The organism is Candidatus Paraluminiphilus aquimaris, from assembly GCF_026230195.1.
Taxonomy (GTDB): Bacteria; Pseudomonadota; Gammaproteobacteria; order Pseudomonadales; family Halieaceae; genus Luminiphilus; species Luminiphilus aquimaris.
The window spans coordinates 704,923-721,440 of record NZ_CP036501.1 but is presented as its reverse complement, the minus strand read 5'-3'; the positions used below and the strand labels follow the sequence as shown (position 1 = coordinate 721,440).

The following is a 16,518-nucleotide window of genomic DNA, read 5'->3' as shown; positions in this document are numbered from 1 at the left end:
CGACACTAAGCATTACTGCCGTTTGGCCGCTAACACACTAGATGTGTTTAATGTGGGAGTGACAATCAATGCCGCTGCGTGCTCCGGTATCTGCGCTGTTAGGGCTTCTCTTTGTAGGGTGTAGCTCAATAACCCACACACTGGGTGAGGCACGGTGGTTCAATTCGGCGCTGCCTATTCACCTGCAGAGCACACTGTACGAGCAAGAAGCGACTTATTGCGCTCAAGCTGCAGACCAATGGATACCGCTACCCAAGGTACGCTTCGACTACAGTGGTGTGCGGCTGATCAATGGTTCTCCCAATGTGAGCGTAGAAGGCAGCAGCCTTGGTGCGACCGTATCCCAAACCCAGAACAGCAGGATTGCGGCCTCTGCAAGCTCTGATGTCTCGATTTGGGAAACCATTGGGGCTACGAGCATTCAGAATCATCGCGAATCACGTGAACGACGGAACTGCATGACTGCGCTAGGCTGGAAGCCCATGAATAACACGTGGGATGGAACACCTGCGGCACTCAACGAGAGCATCGCGGTTAATCGGTCGGTCATGACAGCGGTTAAAGACGGCTACTCGCACCCACTTTTAGGGGCGGGTGTGGTCGCATTGATCGATATGGGTGAAAGTGGCTTTGTGGATTCAGATATTGTCATTCACACAACAGAAATTCCCCTCTATGCAACATCTAAAACCCGCCAATGTACTTACAGGATTGCATCAGGGTGGTGGTCTCGTCGCACCGTAGTATCTTGCGAGAATTCGAACGCCAGTGAAATAAAAATTGCCTCCACAAGCCCCGTGGCGAGGTGGCTCGAAATCTACTTCTAACTTGTTTAGATCGAGACCTTGCAAAGCGAGACGCCTACTTGCCATAGCTTGCCTTCATGGTGTTTATTAGTGTGATAACGCTAATGAAAAGACAACGCTCATGCCTAGCCAGACCGAGGTCAATATAAGAAAAGCGGTGACCAAGATGCTGAACACATCAGCCGCCATCAACCGCCAGTTCAGAAACCCATTTCGAAAGCACATGTTTCTAACGGGTGTTCATGCGCCCATGCTCGAAGAGCTCACACTTGATGATCTTAAAGTGACGGGTGAGATACCGGCGGCGCTTAGCGGTAAATATGCGCGAATAGGCCCAAATCCTTTCAACCCCGACCCCCGCGGACACCACTGGTTTGTCGGAGACGGCATGGTACATGGCATTCGCCTCAGTAATGGGCGCGCCGAGTGGTATCACAACCGCTATATCAAAGCCGGGACGCTTGAGAGAAAAGGCGGACCCAAGGCAGCAGGTGGGCCTCGACGCGGCGCCCGGGATACCGTTAATACCAACATATTAAAACTGGCGGACAAAACACTGGCACTGGTGGAGTCAGGTCCCTTTCCCTTCGAGCTTGATGAGAATTTAGATACCACTGAGTCCACCAATTTTGGCGGCAAACTAACGGCGCCTTTTACCGCGCATCCCCACGAGGACCCGAAGACAGGTGAGTGGCATGCCATCACCTACGAGTCTGAAACTCAGGATAAAGTCTGGCATGTCGTGATCAATCGCGAGGGTGAAGTGACCTCGGAGCGAACCATACCGGTTCAAGATGGCCCCTCGATACATGAGTGCTGCCTTACTGATGACTTCGTCATTGTCTTCGACTTACCGGTGACGATTTCGCTCGCTGCACTGGCTCAGGGCTATCATTTTCCCTATCGCTGGAACGACAACCACAAAGCACGCATCGGCTTGCTACCCCGACAGGGCGAGGTGTCCGATATTGTCTGGTGTGATGTCGACCCCTGCTACGTGTTTCACGTCGCCAATAGTTTTCAGAACCCCGATGGCACTGTAACCATTGACTGCTGCGCTTACGAAAGCATGTTTGCCCACGGCCCAGACGGACCAAACGGTGTGCCCTGCGGCTTTGAGCGCTGGCACGTCGACCCCAGCGCTCAGAAAGTGACGCGCAACACACTCGATGCATCGCCACAAGAATTCCCTCGCATCGACGAGCGTTACTTCGGCCAACGCTATCGCCATACCTGGATCATGGGGCAGCCCAGCGAGACCGTGTCTAACTTTGTTGCCGAGAACAAGCTATACCACCATGACCTCGAAACAGGGGAGCGGAAACACTTTTCATTCGGCGCCAACATGATTGGCGGCGAGTTTATATTCATCGCACGGGAGCCATCTGCGCCCGAGGGCGATGGCTGGTTGATGGGCCTTGTTATCGATGCGAAGACGCAGACAACCCAACTTCAAATATTTAACGCACTTAATATCGAGACCGGACCTATTGGCAGGGTACACATCCCACACCGCATACCTCCGGGCTTCCACGGAAATTGGATTCCAGACTAACCGTCAGATATAACAAGAAGACAGGAAAATAATCATGCACCTAGATCTAGCAACCACGTCAATGCTCGCAGGTATGGCGCTCAACGAGACACCTGCACTCAACACACTGACTCCCGAGGAAGCGCGCCTCGTCTTTACAGAAATCAATCGCTCTATGCCGCCGGGCCCTGAGCAGGTATCAAGCGAGGACTGCCAAATACCGGTTGAGGGCGGCGCTATCCGGGGACGCATCCTTCGCCCTTCAATGACCGCGAAAAGCGTCATGGTCTACTACCATGGTGGTGGCTGGGTAATCGGCAATATCGATGACTACGATGCAGTGGGCCGACATCTCGCAGAGACCTGTCAGGCAATCGTTATCATGGTTGACTACCGAAAAGCACCCGAGCACCCCTTCCCCGTACCCGTTAATGACTGTTATGCCGCACTTAACTGGGTGGATACGCAGCGCAGCAAACTGCGCATTCATGACTTACCTCTCGTCGTTGCCGGTGACAGCGCCGGCGGTAATCTCGCCGCCGTCATGTCAATAAAAGCCCGCGATGAAAGCGGGCCCGAAATTGCCTTACAAGCATTGATTTACCCAGTCACCGACGGTCGTATGGGAGCCGAAAGCTTCACTCATGAGGACAAGCAGCTCTTCCTGACGACCGAGATCATGGCGTTTTTCTGGGATCACTACGCCGACTCCAAAACGCGACTCGACCCCTTGGCGTCCCCTGCGCTAACAGCTTCTTTAGCCGATCTACCCCCTGCCGTCGTACTCACCGCAGAGTTCGACATTCTTGTGGATGAGGGCCGCACTTTCGCCGAGCACCTAAAGGCTTCAGGGGTTCCCGTAAGCTATCGGGACTTCGCCCAGCAGATGCATGGCTTCTTCGCAATGCCTGCGGCCCTTCCAGCTGCCGGAAAAGCCATGGCTTGGCTCGCGCAGGAAATGGACAGACATCTCAACCCTACGGAGCGCAAAGATGTTGTGGTTGTGGGTGCGGGCTTTTCTGGCATGTACCAGCTTCACAAGCTCCGTGAGCAGGGACTTAACGTTCAGGTTTTTGAAGCCGGAAGCGACGTGGGTGGAACCTGGTATTGGAACCGCTACCCCGGTGCACGGGTTGATATTGAAAGTATGGCGTACTCTTTTTCGTTTTCGGACGAACTACAGCAGGAGTGGGAGTGGTCGGAGAAATACTCACCTCAACCCGAGCTTTTAAAATACGCGCAACACATCGCTGATCGTTTTGATCTCAAGAGCGATATTGCATTCGACACGCGGGTCGCAAGTGCACATTTCGACGAAGACACAAATGAGTGGCTGGTGACCACCGAATGCGGGCGTCGTGTCCGGGCGCAACACCTCGTCATGGCCACCGGCGTGCTATCCGCTTCAAAAACCCCTGACATCTCGGGTCGAGACAATTATCGAGGGGAAACCTATCGAACGGGTCTCTGGCCAAAAGAGGGTGTCGACTTTACCGGGAAACGGGTCGCGGTTATCGGCACTGGCTCGTCGGCCGTTCAGGCGATTCCATTAATTGCCGAGGAGGCAGACGACGTCGTCGTTTATCAGCGTACGGCGACTTTCACGACTCCTGCGCTTAATCATGCACTCAATAAAGATGATGCGAGCGTCATCAAAGCAAACTATGCCGAATATCGCGCCAAACAACGCCTCAATGTCTTGGGTGTGGTGGATGAACGATCTCTTGAGCGAACCATGGACGTATCGGCCCAAGAGCGCGATCGGCGCTTTAAAGCAGGCTGGGAGAGCGGCATCCTACCGGGGATGCTGTTCCAGTTTGCTGACTTACAGGTCGAGCAAGAAGCGAATGACGCGATCTCCGAGTACATAAGAGACCGGATTCGCGACACCGTGAAGGATGAGCAGACCGCGCAGGACCTGCTACCTACGGACTACCCCTACGGCACTAAACGACCGTGTATCGATACCAATTACTACGAGACCTTCAACCGCGAAAACGTATCGCTGGTTAATTTAAGACGCACACCCATCGAGACGATTACCCAAAAAGGCATTCGAACTGCCGAGGGCGAGCGTGAATTCGACGCGATTGTGTACGCAACGGGCTTTGATGCCATGACTGGACCGCTGTTGAGGGTCGATATTCGAGGGCGCGGCGGGGTGAAACTGACCGACGCTTGGAACGATGGCCCAAGAAGCTATTTGGGCATTGCCATTCACGGCTTCCCTAATCTCTTCACAATCACAGGCCCCTCAAGTCCCTCGGTACTGAGTAATATGCTGGTATCAATTGAGCAACACGTGGATTGGGTTAGCGACTGTATTCAGTGGATGAAAACTGAGGGTAAGGCCACCATTGAACCCTCAGATAGCGCTGAGCAGGAATGGGCCGAACACACAGAACAGCTGGCCAATATGACGCTGTATCCAAAAGCCAATAGTTGGTACATGGGCGCCAACGTTCCTGGAAAGCCCCGGATGTTTTTGGCTTACGTGGGTGGGGTTGGAACCTACAGAATGATCTGCGATCAAGTTGCTGCTGCTGGATATCGCGGCTTTCAAGCCGCCTAGAGGTTACAATCTAAAACCAAAGGGGGCTCGGCAACTGCCGGGCCTTTTTTTTGAACCTATTGAGAAGCGGCTGTCAGACTTTTTAAGACAGCTTTCGACAGCCGTTCTTGGCGATCGGGGAACAAGACAATGCAAATTTGGGTAGACGCTGATGCCTGTCCCAGCGTGATTCGAGACATCATTGCCAAGGCTGCGCATAACCGCATGATTACCACTACATTCGTTGCGAACCACCACTTCTCGTTGCCAAACTCGCAGTTTGTCACCTTTTACCAGGTGCCCAGTGGCTTTGACGAGGCCGATAAGGAAATAGAGCGTCGCGTAAGCCATGGTGACTTGGTTATTACCTCCGATATCCCGCTCGCTTCCGATGTGCTTCAACGTGGCGCTTTGGTACTGACGCCTCGCGGCGAGCGATACACCGATAATAATATTAAGCAGCGCCTACAGATGCGGGATTTTATGGAAACAATGCGATCATCGGGCGCACAAACGGGGGGTCCCCCAGCGCTCAGCTTAAGCGACCGGAAACACTTTTCAGATCAACTCGATCGTCTTCTAACCCGAGCGCAGAAAGACTCATAACCCGCCAAGCCTAATGGCCAAGATGGCCCTTAGGGCGCCACCGCCCTATTCAGCGCTTCGGAACTTAAGTGAAGTCCCGAAACTCAGGAGCCAAGCAAATATCGTTCGCAGCCGATCTGAGACGTCTTCGAATACCCGACGAATGATGTCGACCCTCGGGGGCCACTTGGGAAAAAATATAATAAGGCGCCGCCCGGAGTGGACGAAACACCAACGGCTTTACGGTCGTAGGAGCGGGAGCACGCATAATGCACCTCCTATTTAACCGACCCAGCCCCATCCTCTCTCTGGTATCGGAAATTTCAGAAGTGCATCCATGCAAACCCCACTATACCCACAGCAAGCGGCAGTCGCCACACGCTTATCCACAGAAACACGCCCATATGGGTCAAAACTGTGAGCAAAATCCCGTTTTATCAACAATTAGACTTGGACTTCTAGGGACTTCTCCAACCGCAAAACAAAAACCAGCACCTCCGCCACCGCTCTGTAAAGCTCGGGTGGAATCTCGTCACCTAATGGAATTTTCGACAGCAAATAACTCAACTTCGGATCTTCTACCAGCGGTACGCCTGCGGCTTCAGCCCGCTCCTTGATCAATCGCGCAATCTCTCCCTCGCCAGTTGCAAGAACAGTGGGGGCACCTTGTTGGTCATAATGGAGCGCAACGGCACGCTCGAACTCGCTATCCTTCATGCTCGCACCTCGAACGTGCTGGACGGTGCCGACGGTTCTGAAAGCCCTGACGAATCGCTCGTGTCCGTCATCGCCTGCGTCACCAAAGATTTCACGCGAAAATCACTCACTACCATACGGGTTTTCAACTGGCCAAATGACGCGTCAACCATGGACCGAATGCGGGGCGAATCGCTACTTAGAACAACACTTACGTCTCGGTCGACCATGGTTAACAGCACCCGCATAGGACCTGCCTCGGGTAAGTCCAGGGACAAATCCACCCGCCAAGCCGGTTTATCGTCTTCCGAGCCCTGCGCTTTTTCATCTCGCTCAATCGTAAGTTTGAGGTCTATAAAATTGAGCCCCAGTGCCAGAGGGATCTCAAAAAACCAACGCTGAGCACCGCCTTCTTGCGGCATGGAAATGAGCTGCTGCTGTGTCAAATTTGCAATAGCCGCATTCGTGAGATCAGATAGCGCATTCAGTGAGGCACGCATCTCTGGATTTGAGGTGACTGCGGGCAGATCGCCTATCGCTTTTTGAAGTTGTACTAATTGTGATTTCGAGGAGTCTCGCGCCCGCTCAGAACGACCCGCGGTTAAATTGGCTTCATTGAATAAACCCGATCTATCTATTGCGGCTGAGAGTGCACTCGATGACAGCGCGTTAGCTTGTAAGCTGTGGGCTGAAAGCGCAGTCACCAAAGCAGAGAGTATTGGTGTTTGCGTAACGAGCGCTCGAAGTCCCGGTTGCGCCGAGAGCGTGGACAAAAGCGCGGCGACTGACGCCGGCTTGTCCCCAGAGTGAGACCCTAAGTGGCTAGACGTGAGGGTTGGCGCGTTTTTTTGCGTCAATTGTGACGACGCTGCTTCACTCAGATTTGCCAGTAGTTTAAGCGTCATTTGGGGTTGGACTTGCTGAACCTCTAGCTGCAGGCGATTACCCGCTTGAACCGGCAAATCCAGCGGTGTGACAAATTCCCGGCCACCTACATTGAGTAGCACGTTGCCGCTAGGCATCCGGTCAACTACCAAGGCGTTGAGTACCTGACCGACGCGCCAGTTACTCAACATAACGCCAAAATTTCGCTGATCGACGCGCGATGGTGTTAATGTTAGTTGCAGCTCTTCCATAAATTTTGTCGAGAAGACGTCAGATTCTTACCCTATATTAGCGTCATAAACTGCCGCTAACTAAAGGCATAAAAATTCGTTCGGAGGTTTAGGTGGATTTAGCCACACTTATTGGCATGCTCGGCGCGTTTGGCGTGGTCACCTATTCAGTGATCAAGACAGACCAACTCCCGCTGTTCACCGAAGACCTGTTCTCGCCCATATTTGTGCTGTCGGGCACTATGTTGGGCGTAATGATCCGATTTTCTCTCGGGCACTTCTTCAACTCGTTAAAAGTCGTTGCGAAAACATTTGCAAGTAGCAACGATGACCCCCAATCCCTCATTGACGAGATCGTCCAACTCGCGACTGTCAGCCGAAAAGATGGCCTTCTGGCACTTGAGAAAATAAAAATCTCTGAAGACTTCCTTGAGGAAGGGGTTCAAATGCTGATTGACGGCAGCAACCCCGAGGTCGTCAAACAAAGTATGTCAAAAAATATGCGCGGCATACTTGAGCGAAATACGTCTTCCGAAAAAGTATGGCGCTCCATGGGGGAGGCGTCGCCCGCCTTTGGAATGATCGGTACCGTTGTGGGCCTTGTTGCCATGATGGCAAATATGGATGACCCCAAAGCGATTGGCCCCGCCATGGCCCTTGCACTACTGACCACACTGTGGGGCTCAGTTTTGGCGAATGTTGTATTCCTGCCTGTCGCCGACAAACTCAAGTATCGATCAACATCAGAAAAACTAAAATTAACCATATGTATTGATGGTGTTATGGCGATTCAAGCGGGACAGAACCCGAGAGTTATCGCCTCGGTACTGAGCGCTTACCTCGATCCAACTCAACGTGTCACGGCGGCAAAAGTGAAAGCCAAATGAGTGACGACGATCTTTTTATTGAAGAGGAAGAGGACGAAGGGAATGCTGATGGCTGGATGGTCACCTACTCCGACCTCATGTCATTACTTCTGTGTTTTTTCGTACTCATCTTATCAATGGCGGAAGTCGACATTATTCGCTACAAACAGCTGGCCGATTCGATGGCAGAAGCTTTCGGCGTGCAGCGGGACTTAGAGCTTGAGTCTATTCCAAAAGGGACGAGCGTCGTGTCTACCGAGTTCCGCCCGGGCATCCCCGACGAGACCATCATCGACGCAGTAGAGCAAGTTACCAAAGATCAAACCCGCAACTCACTGCGAATCGGTAATCCTGACGCACCGGATACCGACGAAAAAGATATTCGCGATGAGGTCATCACCTACGACGAAATGATGCAGCTCATTCAGGAAACCGAGCTTGACGCGGAAATGCTCAGGCGGTTGTTGCGAACTGAAATTGATCAGGGGCAGATCGACGTCGAAACAACAGCACGCACAATCCTCATCCGAATCCGTGAAAAGGGGTCGTTTGACTCTGGCTCTGCACTGCTAAACACCTCATTTGTCGGAGTTATAGACAAAATTGCCGGTGCACTCACCCAGATTGAGGGTAAAATAGCGGTTGAAGGGCATACTGACAACGTTCCAATAAACACGTTCGCCTATCCGTCGAACTGGGACTTGTCTGCAGCGCGATCTGTAGCTGTGGTAAGAAGGATGCTCGATATTGCACCGCTGGTACCCAATCGAGTCACTGCGTCTGGGTTTGCCGACACGCGACCGCAAGCGAATAACGTTTCTGCCGAGGGTCGCGCACGTAATCGTCGAGTGGAAATTGTGGTTAAACAACCACTCAATGATGATAGTAAGATCGCGATCGAAACCGCGCTGCAATGAAAACGAGTATTAGTGCGACTCCACTTCAAGGGGAGATCCGGGAGAACATGAATGAGCGATAACCAGCGTGATTTTTATCGGATTCAAGACCGTCTGCTTATGGCCTGGCGCCATGCAGATGTGACTCCGAAGAGTGAGTCTGAGTCTGCAATGCTGGCTGTCAACCGCGATATTGAAAGTGAGTTACTCGAACTCAACGATGAGTACCCCGAACTCGCCAAAGTGCTCACCCTACTCAACCGGAAAATCGAGTTATTCACTTCGTTTTCTTCAGCCAGCCCTGGTGGAACCAGCAATCTCGGTGGGTTCTGCGACAAAGCTTATGTCGATGTGAGTTTAAGTGGTTCGGGCATGGGCTACTTCTCGCTCACCAATGCAGAAGAGGGCTCTGCCGTAGAAGTAATTCTAAATTTAGAGAGCATCGATGTTGAGATTGCAGTGCGCATGATCATCATTGAGTCACGCGTCTCTGCCGATGCCGAAAATCCCGGATATTGGTTGCGGGGACGTTTCCTAGAAGATCAAGACAAACAGGTAGACGCTATTGTCGCGCACGTGAACCAGCGGCAGTTTGAACAATTACAGCGCCGGACTCAGACGAGTGGCGGAACCGAGTCTGACGGCTAGCGCCAGTCACTCAATTTGGCTTTCAGACGCGCTACGGCTTGCCCGTGAATTTGAGACACGCGTGATTCACTCACGCCCAATACCAAGCCAATTTCCTTCAGATTTAGCCCCTCACTGTAATACAAAGAAAGCATTATCCGCTCTTTCTCGGGCAAGGTTTCGATAGAAGCAACGAGGGCTTCTCGCTTCGTTGACTCAAAAAATTGGTCATCGGGCTCATCAGCCCCGGGCGGCAATTCCGCCTCATCGAGCTGCGTTATCCGAGCGCACGCCAACTCACCAGCTAAGGTTCGATACTCCTCGACAGGCATACCTAATTCGTCGGCGATTTCCTTCTCACCCGCGGGACGACCCAAGCGCTGCTCGCATCGCTCAATTGCAGCGGCTACCCGCCCCAAGTCACGTTGTACGCTTCGAGGAAGCCAATCTCGACCACGCAACTCATCAAGCATTGCTCCACGAATTCGAATCGTTGCATAAGTTGAGAAGACGGCACCTGAGTCACTTTGGTAGTCATCGACCGCCTTTAGGAGTCCAATCAGACCCACTTGAATCAGGTCATCTATTTCTATGTGCGATGGCAGCTTCACCGCCAATTGACTCGCGATGCGCTTCACCAGCGGCAAATGCTGGTGAATGAGGTGTTCGGTCGGCTGACGCGAATGAACCTCATACTCTGACAACATGGCTTCAGTGCCGAACCGCATGAGACTGCTGACTCAGTAGCTGTTCGACGAAGAAACCCACGCCAGAACTTTGACTCGCAGGCGCAAGACGATTGAGTCGTCGGCCGGCATCGCGTATTGCATTCGCCGCGGGAGAGCGCGGATAAACACTCACCAGTGCTTTTCGCTCTTGCACTGCTCTGCGGAGGTACATGTCGGTTGGAACACCGCCTAGGTAGCCCAACTCAACATCAAGATATCGATCACAAACATTCGCAATACGCTCAAACAGCTGCTTGCCCTGAATTGGGGTATCGACCTGGTTTGCAAGAATCTCAAACCTTCGAATATCCTTCTTCGCGCGGAGCACTTTCATCAATGCGTAGGCATCTGTTAGTGACGCAGGCTCATCGCAAACAACAAGCACCGCGGTCTGACATGCTGCCACAAATGTCTGAACAGTCTGGTCGATACCAGCACCTGTATCGACAATCAGCACATCTGGTGGCATCAGTTGATCCGAGAGTTGGCGAATAAGCATCTCCTGATCAGCGCTCTGCATATCAACCATTTGCGCGACACCGGATGCGGCAGGAATAACCCGCAGCCCCTCTGGACCGTCAACAACGACGTCTGCCAGCGTTTTATCACCAGAGACAACATCGGCGAGGGTATGCTTAATTTGCATGCCAAGGACGATATCAACATTCGCAAGCCCAAGGTCTGCATCAAACAGCATGACATCGAGGCCGTCCATCGACATCGATACCGCTAGATTGACTGCGACATTCGTCTTACCCACACCACCTTTACCGCCCGTAATCGCGATTACTTGCATGGCACTTTCCCTACTTGCTATCGACCGCACTGCATCATCCTGCCGGAACGGCACGACGTTGTAAGGCGCATCGTAGCTCATAAACTGCGACATAGTCATACCGCGACCTTGAGTTGTTGGTTTTTTCGATCTAGGTTGCGGCGGGCTAAGCGCTTGGACTCATTTATGAGGCCCTCTGCTGTAATCTGTGCAATCGCATTGTTCGCCGCGTCTACAACTCCAGCGACTGGCAGCTCGTGGCCTGAAAGAACTCCGAGCACAGCGCCCAGCGACGTAGCGTCTTCCAGGTGTGTTAGTACCGCGCCAGCAACGCGGAGTTGCTCAGCGTGATCGACTAGCAACTCCAAATAATCACTCTGAGCTGTGCAGGGAAGAATTAACAACGTTGCAATACTCGCACGTTGATTGAGTAACACTGATAACGCAGGATCTTGCGAGCCCTTTGAGGGCATTAAATCTGGCGTTTCGATAAAGACTTGGCGGCAACTTTTTACTGACGCGAGCGCCTTTTTAAGTGATGCAGCGTCCGGCGCCATGTAGCTGGCGACACCGTGCTCATGACAATAGCGGCCCAGAGCGGCCGATGGATCGGTCAACATACTAATAACAGCGACACTGCTGGGCGCAAACTCCCTCAAGGCACCCTGCACGGATTGCTGTATCGCTGTGGCACGATCTGCACCGCTGCCACCAATAAGTGCCTTTACTCGCAGGCCCGTTTGCTCAGCTTCGGAAAGGATCTCAATACGAGAGGCCAGAAACGAGACAGCATGGCGCCAAGCGTCGTCGAGTTTCGCGTCACTACCGATGCCCTGCACGAGGTTGCCAATCAGCGAACGCGGTAACCCTAAAGTCGATAACCGCTGTTCAACAGTCGCGATGACAGGTCGCTTTCCAGCAGAATCTTGCCACTGTCGCTCGCCCAGCGCTGCATGCAAGGTCTCTCGTAAATCCGTGAGCTCGCGCTTTAAGTGCGCAAGCGCTATTTCATTTGTACCGCCAGTTAAATCCTCGACGGCAGGCCTTGCTTGTTCAATCGCCGATACAACCGAGCCGGTCTCGAGCATGGCACATATTTCTACACCTTCGGATGTGCGTTTGTTAGATAGAATGAGCGCCTCAGACCCCATAGACGCGCGCACTTGCTCCAGAGCAAGTCTATTCGTGCGACCAATAAAGCGTTGTACGTTCATAGTGTTCTCCTAAAACGCCAAATGTTTGACGTTGATACTGCTAAAGCCCTGTTTTCACTTGGTTTATATCGTGAAAACTTATTAATTAACCTATACAAAGCAATTAGCAGGCCAACTTTCTAGTTTTGACCGCCAACCGTTGTAACTACGCGAATATTTTTATCACCCGGGATTTCTTCATAGGCCAAAATGTAGAAGTTACTCATTCGGCCTCTCAAAAGTTTAGAGAGGAACCCACGAATTATCCCCGAGACCAAAAGCACGGGACTCGCACCCTCGGCTTCCATTTTCCCCGCAGCCTCACCAATGCCTTTGACCATTGTGTCGAGCAAGTTGGGCTCGATAACGCCTTGGTTTGATTGCACTGCACTGCTCATCATTTGCTCTAGCTGCGGATCCAAAACCATTACCGGTAACTCTGCAGCCATGCCTGTGACAGATTGAAAAATTGACGGGCCCAAGGCCACGCGAACCTGCGCCGTTAGCTCATCCGGATTATTTTCTAAACCACGATGAATGGAGAGCGTCTCGGCTATGGTTCGCATATCGCGGATGGGAACACCCTCATCCAGCAAGTTGTGCACCACCCGGGTCACATCAGCGAGTGACATGGTCCCTGGTACCAGATTTTCCACAAGCTTAGGTGCTGACTGCTTGAGTCGCTCCAGCAACTGCTGAACATCGTCCTGACCCACCAACTTGGCTGCGTTGTTCTTGAGCAGTTGGCTAAGGTGCGTAGCGATGACCGTGGAGCTATCGACCACCGTATAACCCGCAGTTTGGGCCGCATCGCGTTGCGAAGGAGAAATCCACAAAGCGTCGAGACCAAAAGTTGGGTCCTTCGTCGCAATGCCATCGACATTACCAAATACCTGCCCGGGATTGATCGCCAACTCACGATCGGGAATCACTTCACCCTCGCCCATGCTTACACCGTGAATGCTTATTCGGTATTTGTTGGGGCCGAGATCGAGGTTGTCGCGAATGTGCACCGAGTCGACAAGAAAACCGAGCTCCTGCGAAAGCTTCTTCCGCACACCTTTGATCCGACTAAGAAGATCACCGCCCTGACCCGCATCGACAAGGGGAATTAGCCGGTAGCCCACTTCCAAGCCAATCTGATCGAGATTCGAGACATCATCCCAACTGAGCTCATTTGACTTAGGCTTCGCATCTGGCTCAGGTGCAGCCTCAATCACCTCAGGCTGAATTCCCTCTTGGGTTCGAAGATAGCCTGCGACGCCCAGCAACGTGGCAATCGAGAGGAACACCAAGTTAGGCATGCCTGGCACAAGGCCCATTGCTCCAATAATGCCTGATGCAACATAAAGCACTTTAGGGTTGTCAGTAAGCTGTTTAGAAACCTCGGCGCTCATATCCTGCTCACCAGACACACGTGTCACGATAATGGCGGTAGCGGTTGAAAGCAGCATCGAGGGTATTTGTGCAACCAAACCATCCCCGATGGTTAACAGCACATAATTTTGTGCCGCGGTGGATGCGTCTAAACCGTGCTGCAAAGTACCGATAGCAAAGCCACCCAGAATATTAATAAACAAAATCAATATGCCGGCGACCGCATCACCTCTTACAAATTTTGAAGCACCGTCCATCGCGCCGTAAAAGTCCGACTCGCGAGTTACTCGCTCACGGCGCTCAAGCGCTGCGTCCTGTGAAATCAAACCTGCATTCAAGTCAGCATCAATCGCCATTTGCTTACCGGGCATCGCATCGAGGGTAAATCGTGCGGTCACCTCCGAAACGCGAGTTGCACCCTTGGTGACAACAACAAAGTTGATCACCACCAAGATGGTAAAGAGCACAAGACCTACGGCATAACTGCCCCCTACAACAAACTCACCGAAGGCTTCGATCACGCGTCCCGCCGAGCCCGTCCCTGTATGACCATTTATCAAAACCACACGAGTGGATGCGACATTCAACGCCAGACGCATAAGCGTGGCGAGTAATAAAACGGTGGGGAATACACCAAAATCCAGTGGACGGGTCGCGTAGACAGATGCCATCAGCACCATAATTGAGAGTGCGATACTCACTGTAAACAACAGATCTAGGGCCATTGGAGGAAGGGGCAACACAATCATCGCCAACATCATCAGCATAATCGCGGGCGCACCCAGTCCGCTGAGGAAATTTCCTCCTGGAGGCGAATTTAGAACGAGTGTATTCGTTGCCATAGCGAGCTAACTCCTAGCGATATGCTGCAAACTCACTCGGAAGCTCTGCAGCCTCTGGGCGAGGAATATAATCTGTGGGTGATGCTTTCTTTAAGTGGAAGACATAGGCCAACACGCGTGCCACGGCGAGGAAAAGGGGGCCCGGTATCTCGTCACCAATTTCTGTGGTGCCATGGAGCGCACGCGCAAGCGGCGGCTCTTCATAAATAGCGACATCGTGCTCAATAGCAATCGATCTAATCTTTAGCGCAATAAGATCCTGGCCCTTCGCAACCACGCGCGGCGCACCTGAACCGTCGGAATCGTATTTCAGCGCAACGGAATAGTGTGTTGGGTTTGTAATCACCACGTCAGCATCAGGAACATCCTGGAGCATGCGCCGCTGTGACGCTTCCTGTTGCAACTGGCGCACACGGGCCTTTACTTCAGGACGACCGTCGGTTTCTTTACCTTCATCCTTGATCTCCTGTTTGGTCATTTTCATCTGCTTGTTATGACTCCAGAGCTGGAAAGGCACATCAATGGCAGCAATGAGCACCAAGGTCGCAGAGAGTAAGACGAGGGCCAACATGATGATGCTTCCTGAGCGAGCGATGCCCTCCATGACGTCAAAAGTGATGAGTGCCATAACCTCGCGCTCCATGGCCTTGTAGACCAACACGGCCACACCCAGAACGAGGAAGAATTTCAGAAGCGCTTTTACAAGCTCGATCAAACCCTTCGTTGAAAAAACACGTCCCAAACCTTTAATCGGGTCGAGCTTTTCGAGCTTGAACGCTACCGCCTCAGGACTAAAGAGAAGCCCGCCCATGACAGCAGGACCCGCTAAAGCGGCGACCACCGTGATCAACAGGAAAGGCGTAATCAATATCAAGGCTGAGATCAGAGCATGAGAGAGATGCGCAGGAATCAGCTCAGGTGTTTTGAGAACATCTCCTTCAGGACTCAACGCCGTACTCATAATATCGGTGAGGCCCGACATGGCCGTGCCACTAAGTAGCCACAGCGCAACAGCACTCGCCAACATAACAAGAAGCGTATTTAACTCCCGCGAGCGAGCGACCTGCCCTTTCTTGCGCGCCTCATTGAGACGCTTGGCGGTGGGCTCTTCTGTGCGTTCCTGTCCCTGCTGCTCTTCTGCCACGCCCGCCCCTTAGCCCAATGCACCCATTCCACTCTCTATCGACGAGCCCATAAGCTCGGTGAGTGCGGAAATGAATCCAGGCATAACGATGAACATGATGAGCAGTCCCGCGAGAATCGTTACGGGAAAGCCAACGGCGAAGATATTCAACTGTGGTGCGGTTCGGGTAACAATGCCAAACGCAATGTTGATGAGCAGCAGCGCAGTGAGTGCTGGCAGTGCTAACAAAATACCCCCAGCAAATACAATTGTTCCCAGGGACACCACGGCCGACAAACTGGCCTCAGGGATACCACTGACGCCGATAGGAATCAGCTGGTAAGACTCAACAACTGCGGAAATAAGCAGGAGATGCCCATCGAGGGCTAAAAATAATAGGGTCGCTAAAATAATATACAGTTGCGAAAGAACGGGAACCTGAACCCCATTTTGTGGATCCACGGCCATCGCGAAACCCAACCCCATCGTCATCGATATTGCTTGACCTGCGAAGACAGCCGCCCCAAAAGCCAGCTGGATGACAAAGCCCAAAATAAGCCCAACTCCGATTTCACGAACAGCCATCAATACCCCCGCTCCCGATAAGAGCGAGTCCACTGGCGAAGGTGGTAGCGAGGGTGCAACCAAGGCTGCGATGGTGAGCGCAAACAGTGCCCGCGTGCGCACATTAAAACCCTGAGCACTGAACACGGGGGCCACAGCCATCATGGCCGACAACCTGAGGAAGGGCGCTGCGAACAGCGTCATGGCGGAAAGAATCTCGTCGAAGGAGACTGGCATGGT

The 16,518-nt window shown here is 52.6% G+C and carries 15 protein-coding genes; 7 read left to right on the top strand and 8 right to left on the bottom strand.

Going from position 1 to position 16,518, the window contains the following annotated elements:
- Positions 1-68 precede the first annotated feature (68 nt).
- The 4 genes from E0F26_RS03290 to E0F26_RS03275 all read left to right on the top strand — a co-directional run bounded on the left by E0F26_RS03290 (position 69) and on the right by E0F26_RS03275 (position 5,497).
- Positions 69-827: a hypothetical protein gene (locus tag E0F26_RS03290; RefSeq protein WP_279242624.1), complete on the top strand. Its 759-nt coding sequence runs from the start codon at positions 69-71 to the stop codon at positions 825-827.
- Positions 828-927: 100 nt separating this feature from the next.
- Positions 928-2,361: an 8'-apo-carotenoid 13,14-cleaving dioxygenase gene (locus tag E0F26_RS03285; protein ID WP_279242623.1), complete on the top strand. Its 1,434-nt coding sequence runs from the start codon at positions 928-930 to the stop codon at positions 2,359-2,361.
- Between the two features lie 34 nt (positions 2,362-2,395).
- Positions 2,396-4,912 carry an alpha/beta hydrolase fold domain-containing protein gene (locus tag E0F26_RS03280; RefSeq protein WP_279242622.1) on the top strand — a complete coding sequence of 839 codons (2,517 nt, stop codon included), beginning with the start codon at positions 2,396-2,398 and terminating at the stop codon, positions 4,910-4,912.
- 129 nt (positions 4,913-5,041) lie between these two features.
- Entirely contained in the window at positions 5,042-5,497 is a 456-nt protein-coding gene (locus E0F26_RS03275) for a YaiI/YqxD family protein (protein WP_279242621.1), read from the top strand.
- Between the two features lie 423 nt (positions 5,498-5,920).
- Here the strand turns inward: E0F26_RS03275 and E0F26_RS03270 are convergent, their stop codons facing one another.
- Positions 5,921-6,193 (bottom strand): EscU/YscU/HrcU family type III secretion system export apparatus switch protein, encoded by a 273-nt coding sequence (locus tag E0F26_RS03270; protein ID WP_279242620.1) that lies wholly within the window; start codon positions 6,191-6,193, stop codon positions 5,921-5,923.
- Entirely contained in the window at positions 6,190-7,308 is a 1,119-nt protein-coding gene (gene fliK / locus E0F26_RS03265) for a flagellar hook-length control protein FliK (RefSeq protein ID WP_279242619.1), read from the bottom strand. Before fliK ends, E0F26_RS03270 begins: the two co-directional genes overlap by 4 nt.
- A gap of 92 nt (positions 7,309-7,400) precedes the next feature.
- Here fliK and E0F26_RS03260 point away from each other — a divergent pair, with 92 nt between their 5' ends.
- The 3 genes from E0F26_RS03260 to E0F26_RS03250 are packed head-to-tail and all read left to right on the top strand — an operon-like array spanning position 7,401 to position 9,697.
- A complete protein-coding gene (locus tag E0F26_RS03260) occupies positions 7,401-8,174 on the top strand; it encodes a MotA/TolQ/ExbB proton channel family protein (protein ID WP_279242618.1) in 774 nt (257 codons plus the stop codon).
- Positions 8,171-9,070 (top strand): MotB family protein, encoded by a 900-nt coding sequence (locus tag E0F26_RS03255; RefSeq protein ID WP_279242617.1) that lies wholly within the window; start codon positions 8,171-8,173, stop codon positions 9,068-9,070. Before E0F26_RS03260 ends, E0F26_RS03255 begins: the two co-directional genes overlap by 4 nt.
- Before the next feature lie 51 nt (positions 9,071-9,121).
- Positions 9,122-9,697 (top strand): hypothetical protein, encoded by a 576-nt coding sequence (locus tag E0F26_RS03250; RefSeq protein WP_279242616.1) that lies wholly within the window; start codon positions 9,122-9,124, stop codon positions 9,695-9,697.
- Here the strand turns inward: E0F26_RS03250 and E0F26_RS03245 are convergent.
- The 6 genes from E0F26_RS03245 to fliR all read right to left on the bottom strand — a co-directional run bounded on the left by E0F26_RS03245 (position 9,694) and on the right by fliR (position 16,515).
- Positions 9,694-10,404, bottom strand: a complete 711-nt coding sequence (locus E0F26_RS03245) for an RNA polymerase sigma factor FliA (protein ID WP_279242615.1) — start codon at positions 10,402-10,404, stop codon at positions 9,694-9,696. The two genes, E0F26_RS03250 and E0F26_RS03245, sit on opposite strands and share 4 nt — an antisense overlap.
- Positions 10,388-11,299 carry a MinD/ParA family protein gene (locus tag E0F26_RS03240; protein ID WP_279242614.1) on the bottom strand — a complete coding sequence of 304 codons (912 nt, stop codon included), beginning with the start codon at positions 11,297-11,299 and terminating at the stop codon, positions 10,388-10,390. The genes E0F26_RS03245 and E0F26_RS03240 overlap by 17 nt, the downstream gene beginning before the upstream one ends.
- Positions 11,296-12,393 carry a flagellar biosynthesis protein FlhF gene (locus tag E0F26_RS03235; protein WP_279242613.1) on the bottom strand — a complete coding sequence of 366 codons (1,098 nt, stop codon included), beginning with the start codon at positions 12,391-12,393 and terminating at the stop codon, positions 11,296-11,298. The genes E0F26_RS03240 and E0F26_RS03235 overlap by 4 nt, the downstream gene beginning before the upstream one ends.
- Positions 12,394-12,512: 119 nt before the next feature.
- On the bottom strand, positions 12,513-14,591 hold the full coding sequence (gene flhA / locus E0F26_RS03230; protein WP_279242612.1) for a flagellar biosynthesis protein FlhA: 2,079 nt from the start codon (positions 14,589-14,591) through the stop codon (positions 12,513-12,515).
- Positions 14,592-14,604: 13 nt separating this feature from the next.
- Complete coding sequence (gene flhB, locus E0F26_RS03225) at positions 14,605-15,735, bottom strand: flagellar biosynthesis protein FlhB (protein WP_279242611.1); 1,131 nt, start codon at positions 15,733-15,735, stop codon at positions 14,605-14,607.
- 9 nt (positions 15,736-15,744) lie between these two features.
- Positions 15,745-16,515 carry a flagellar biosynthetic protein FliR gene (gene fliR / locus E0F26_RS03220; RefSeq protein WP_279242610.1) on the bottom strand — a complete coding sequence of 257 codons (771 nt, stop codon included), beginning with the start codon at positions 16,513-16,515 and terminating at the stop codon, positions 15,745-15,747.
- Positions 16,516-16,518 lie beyond the last annotated feature (3 nt).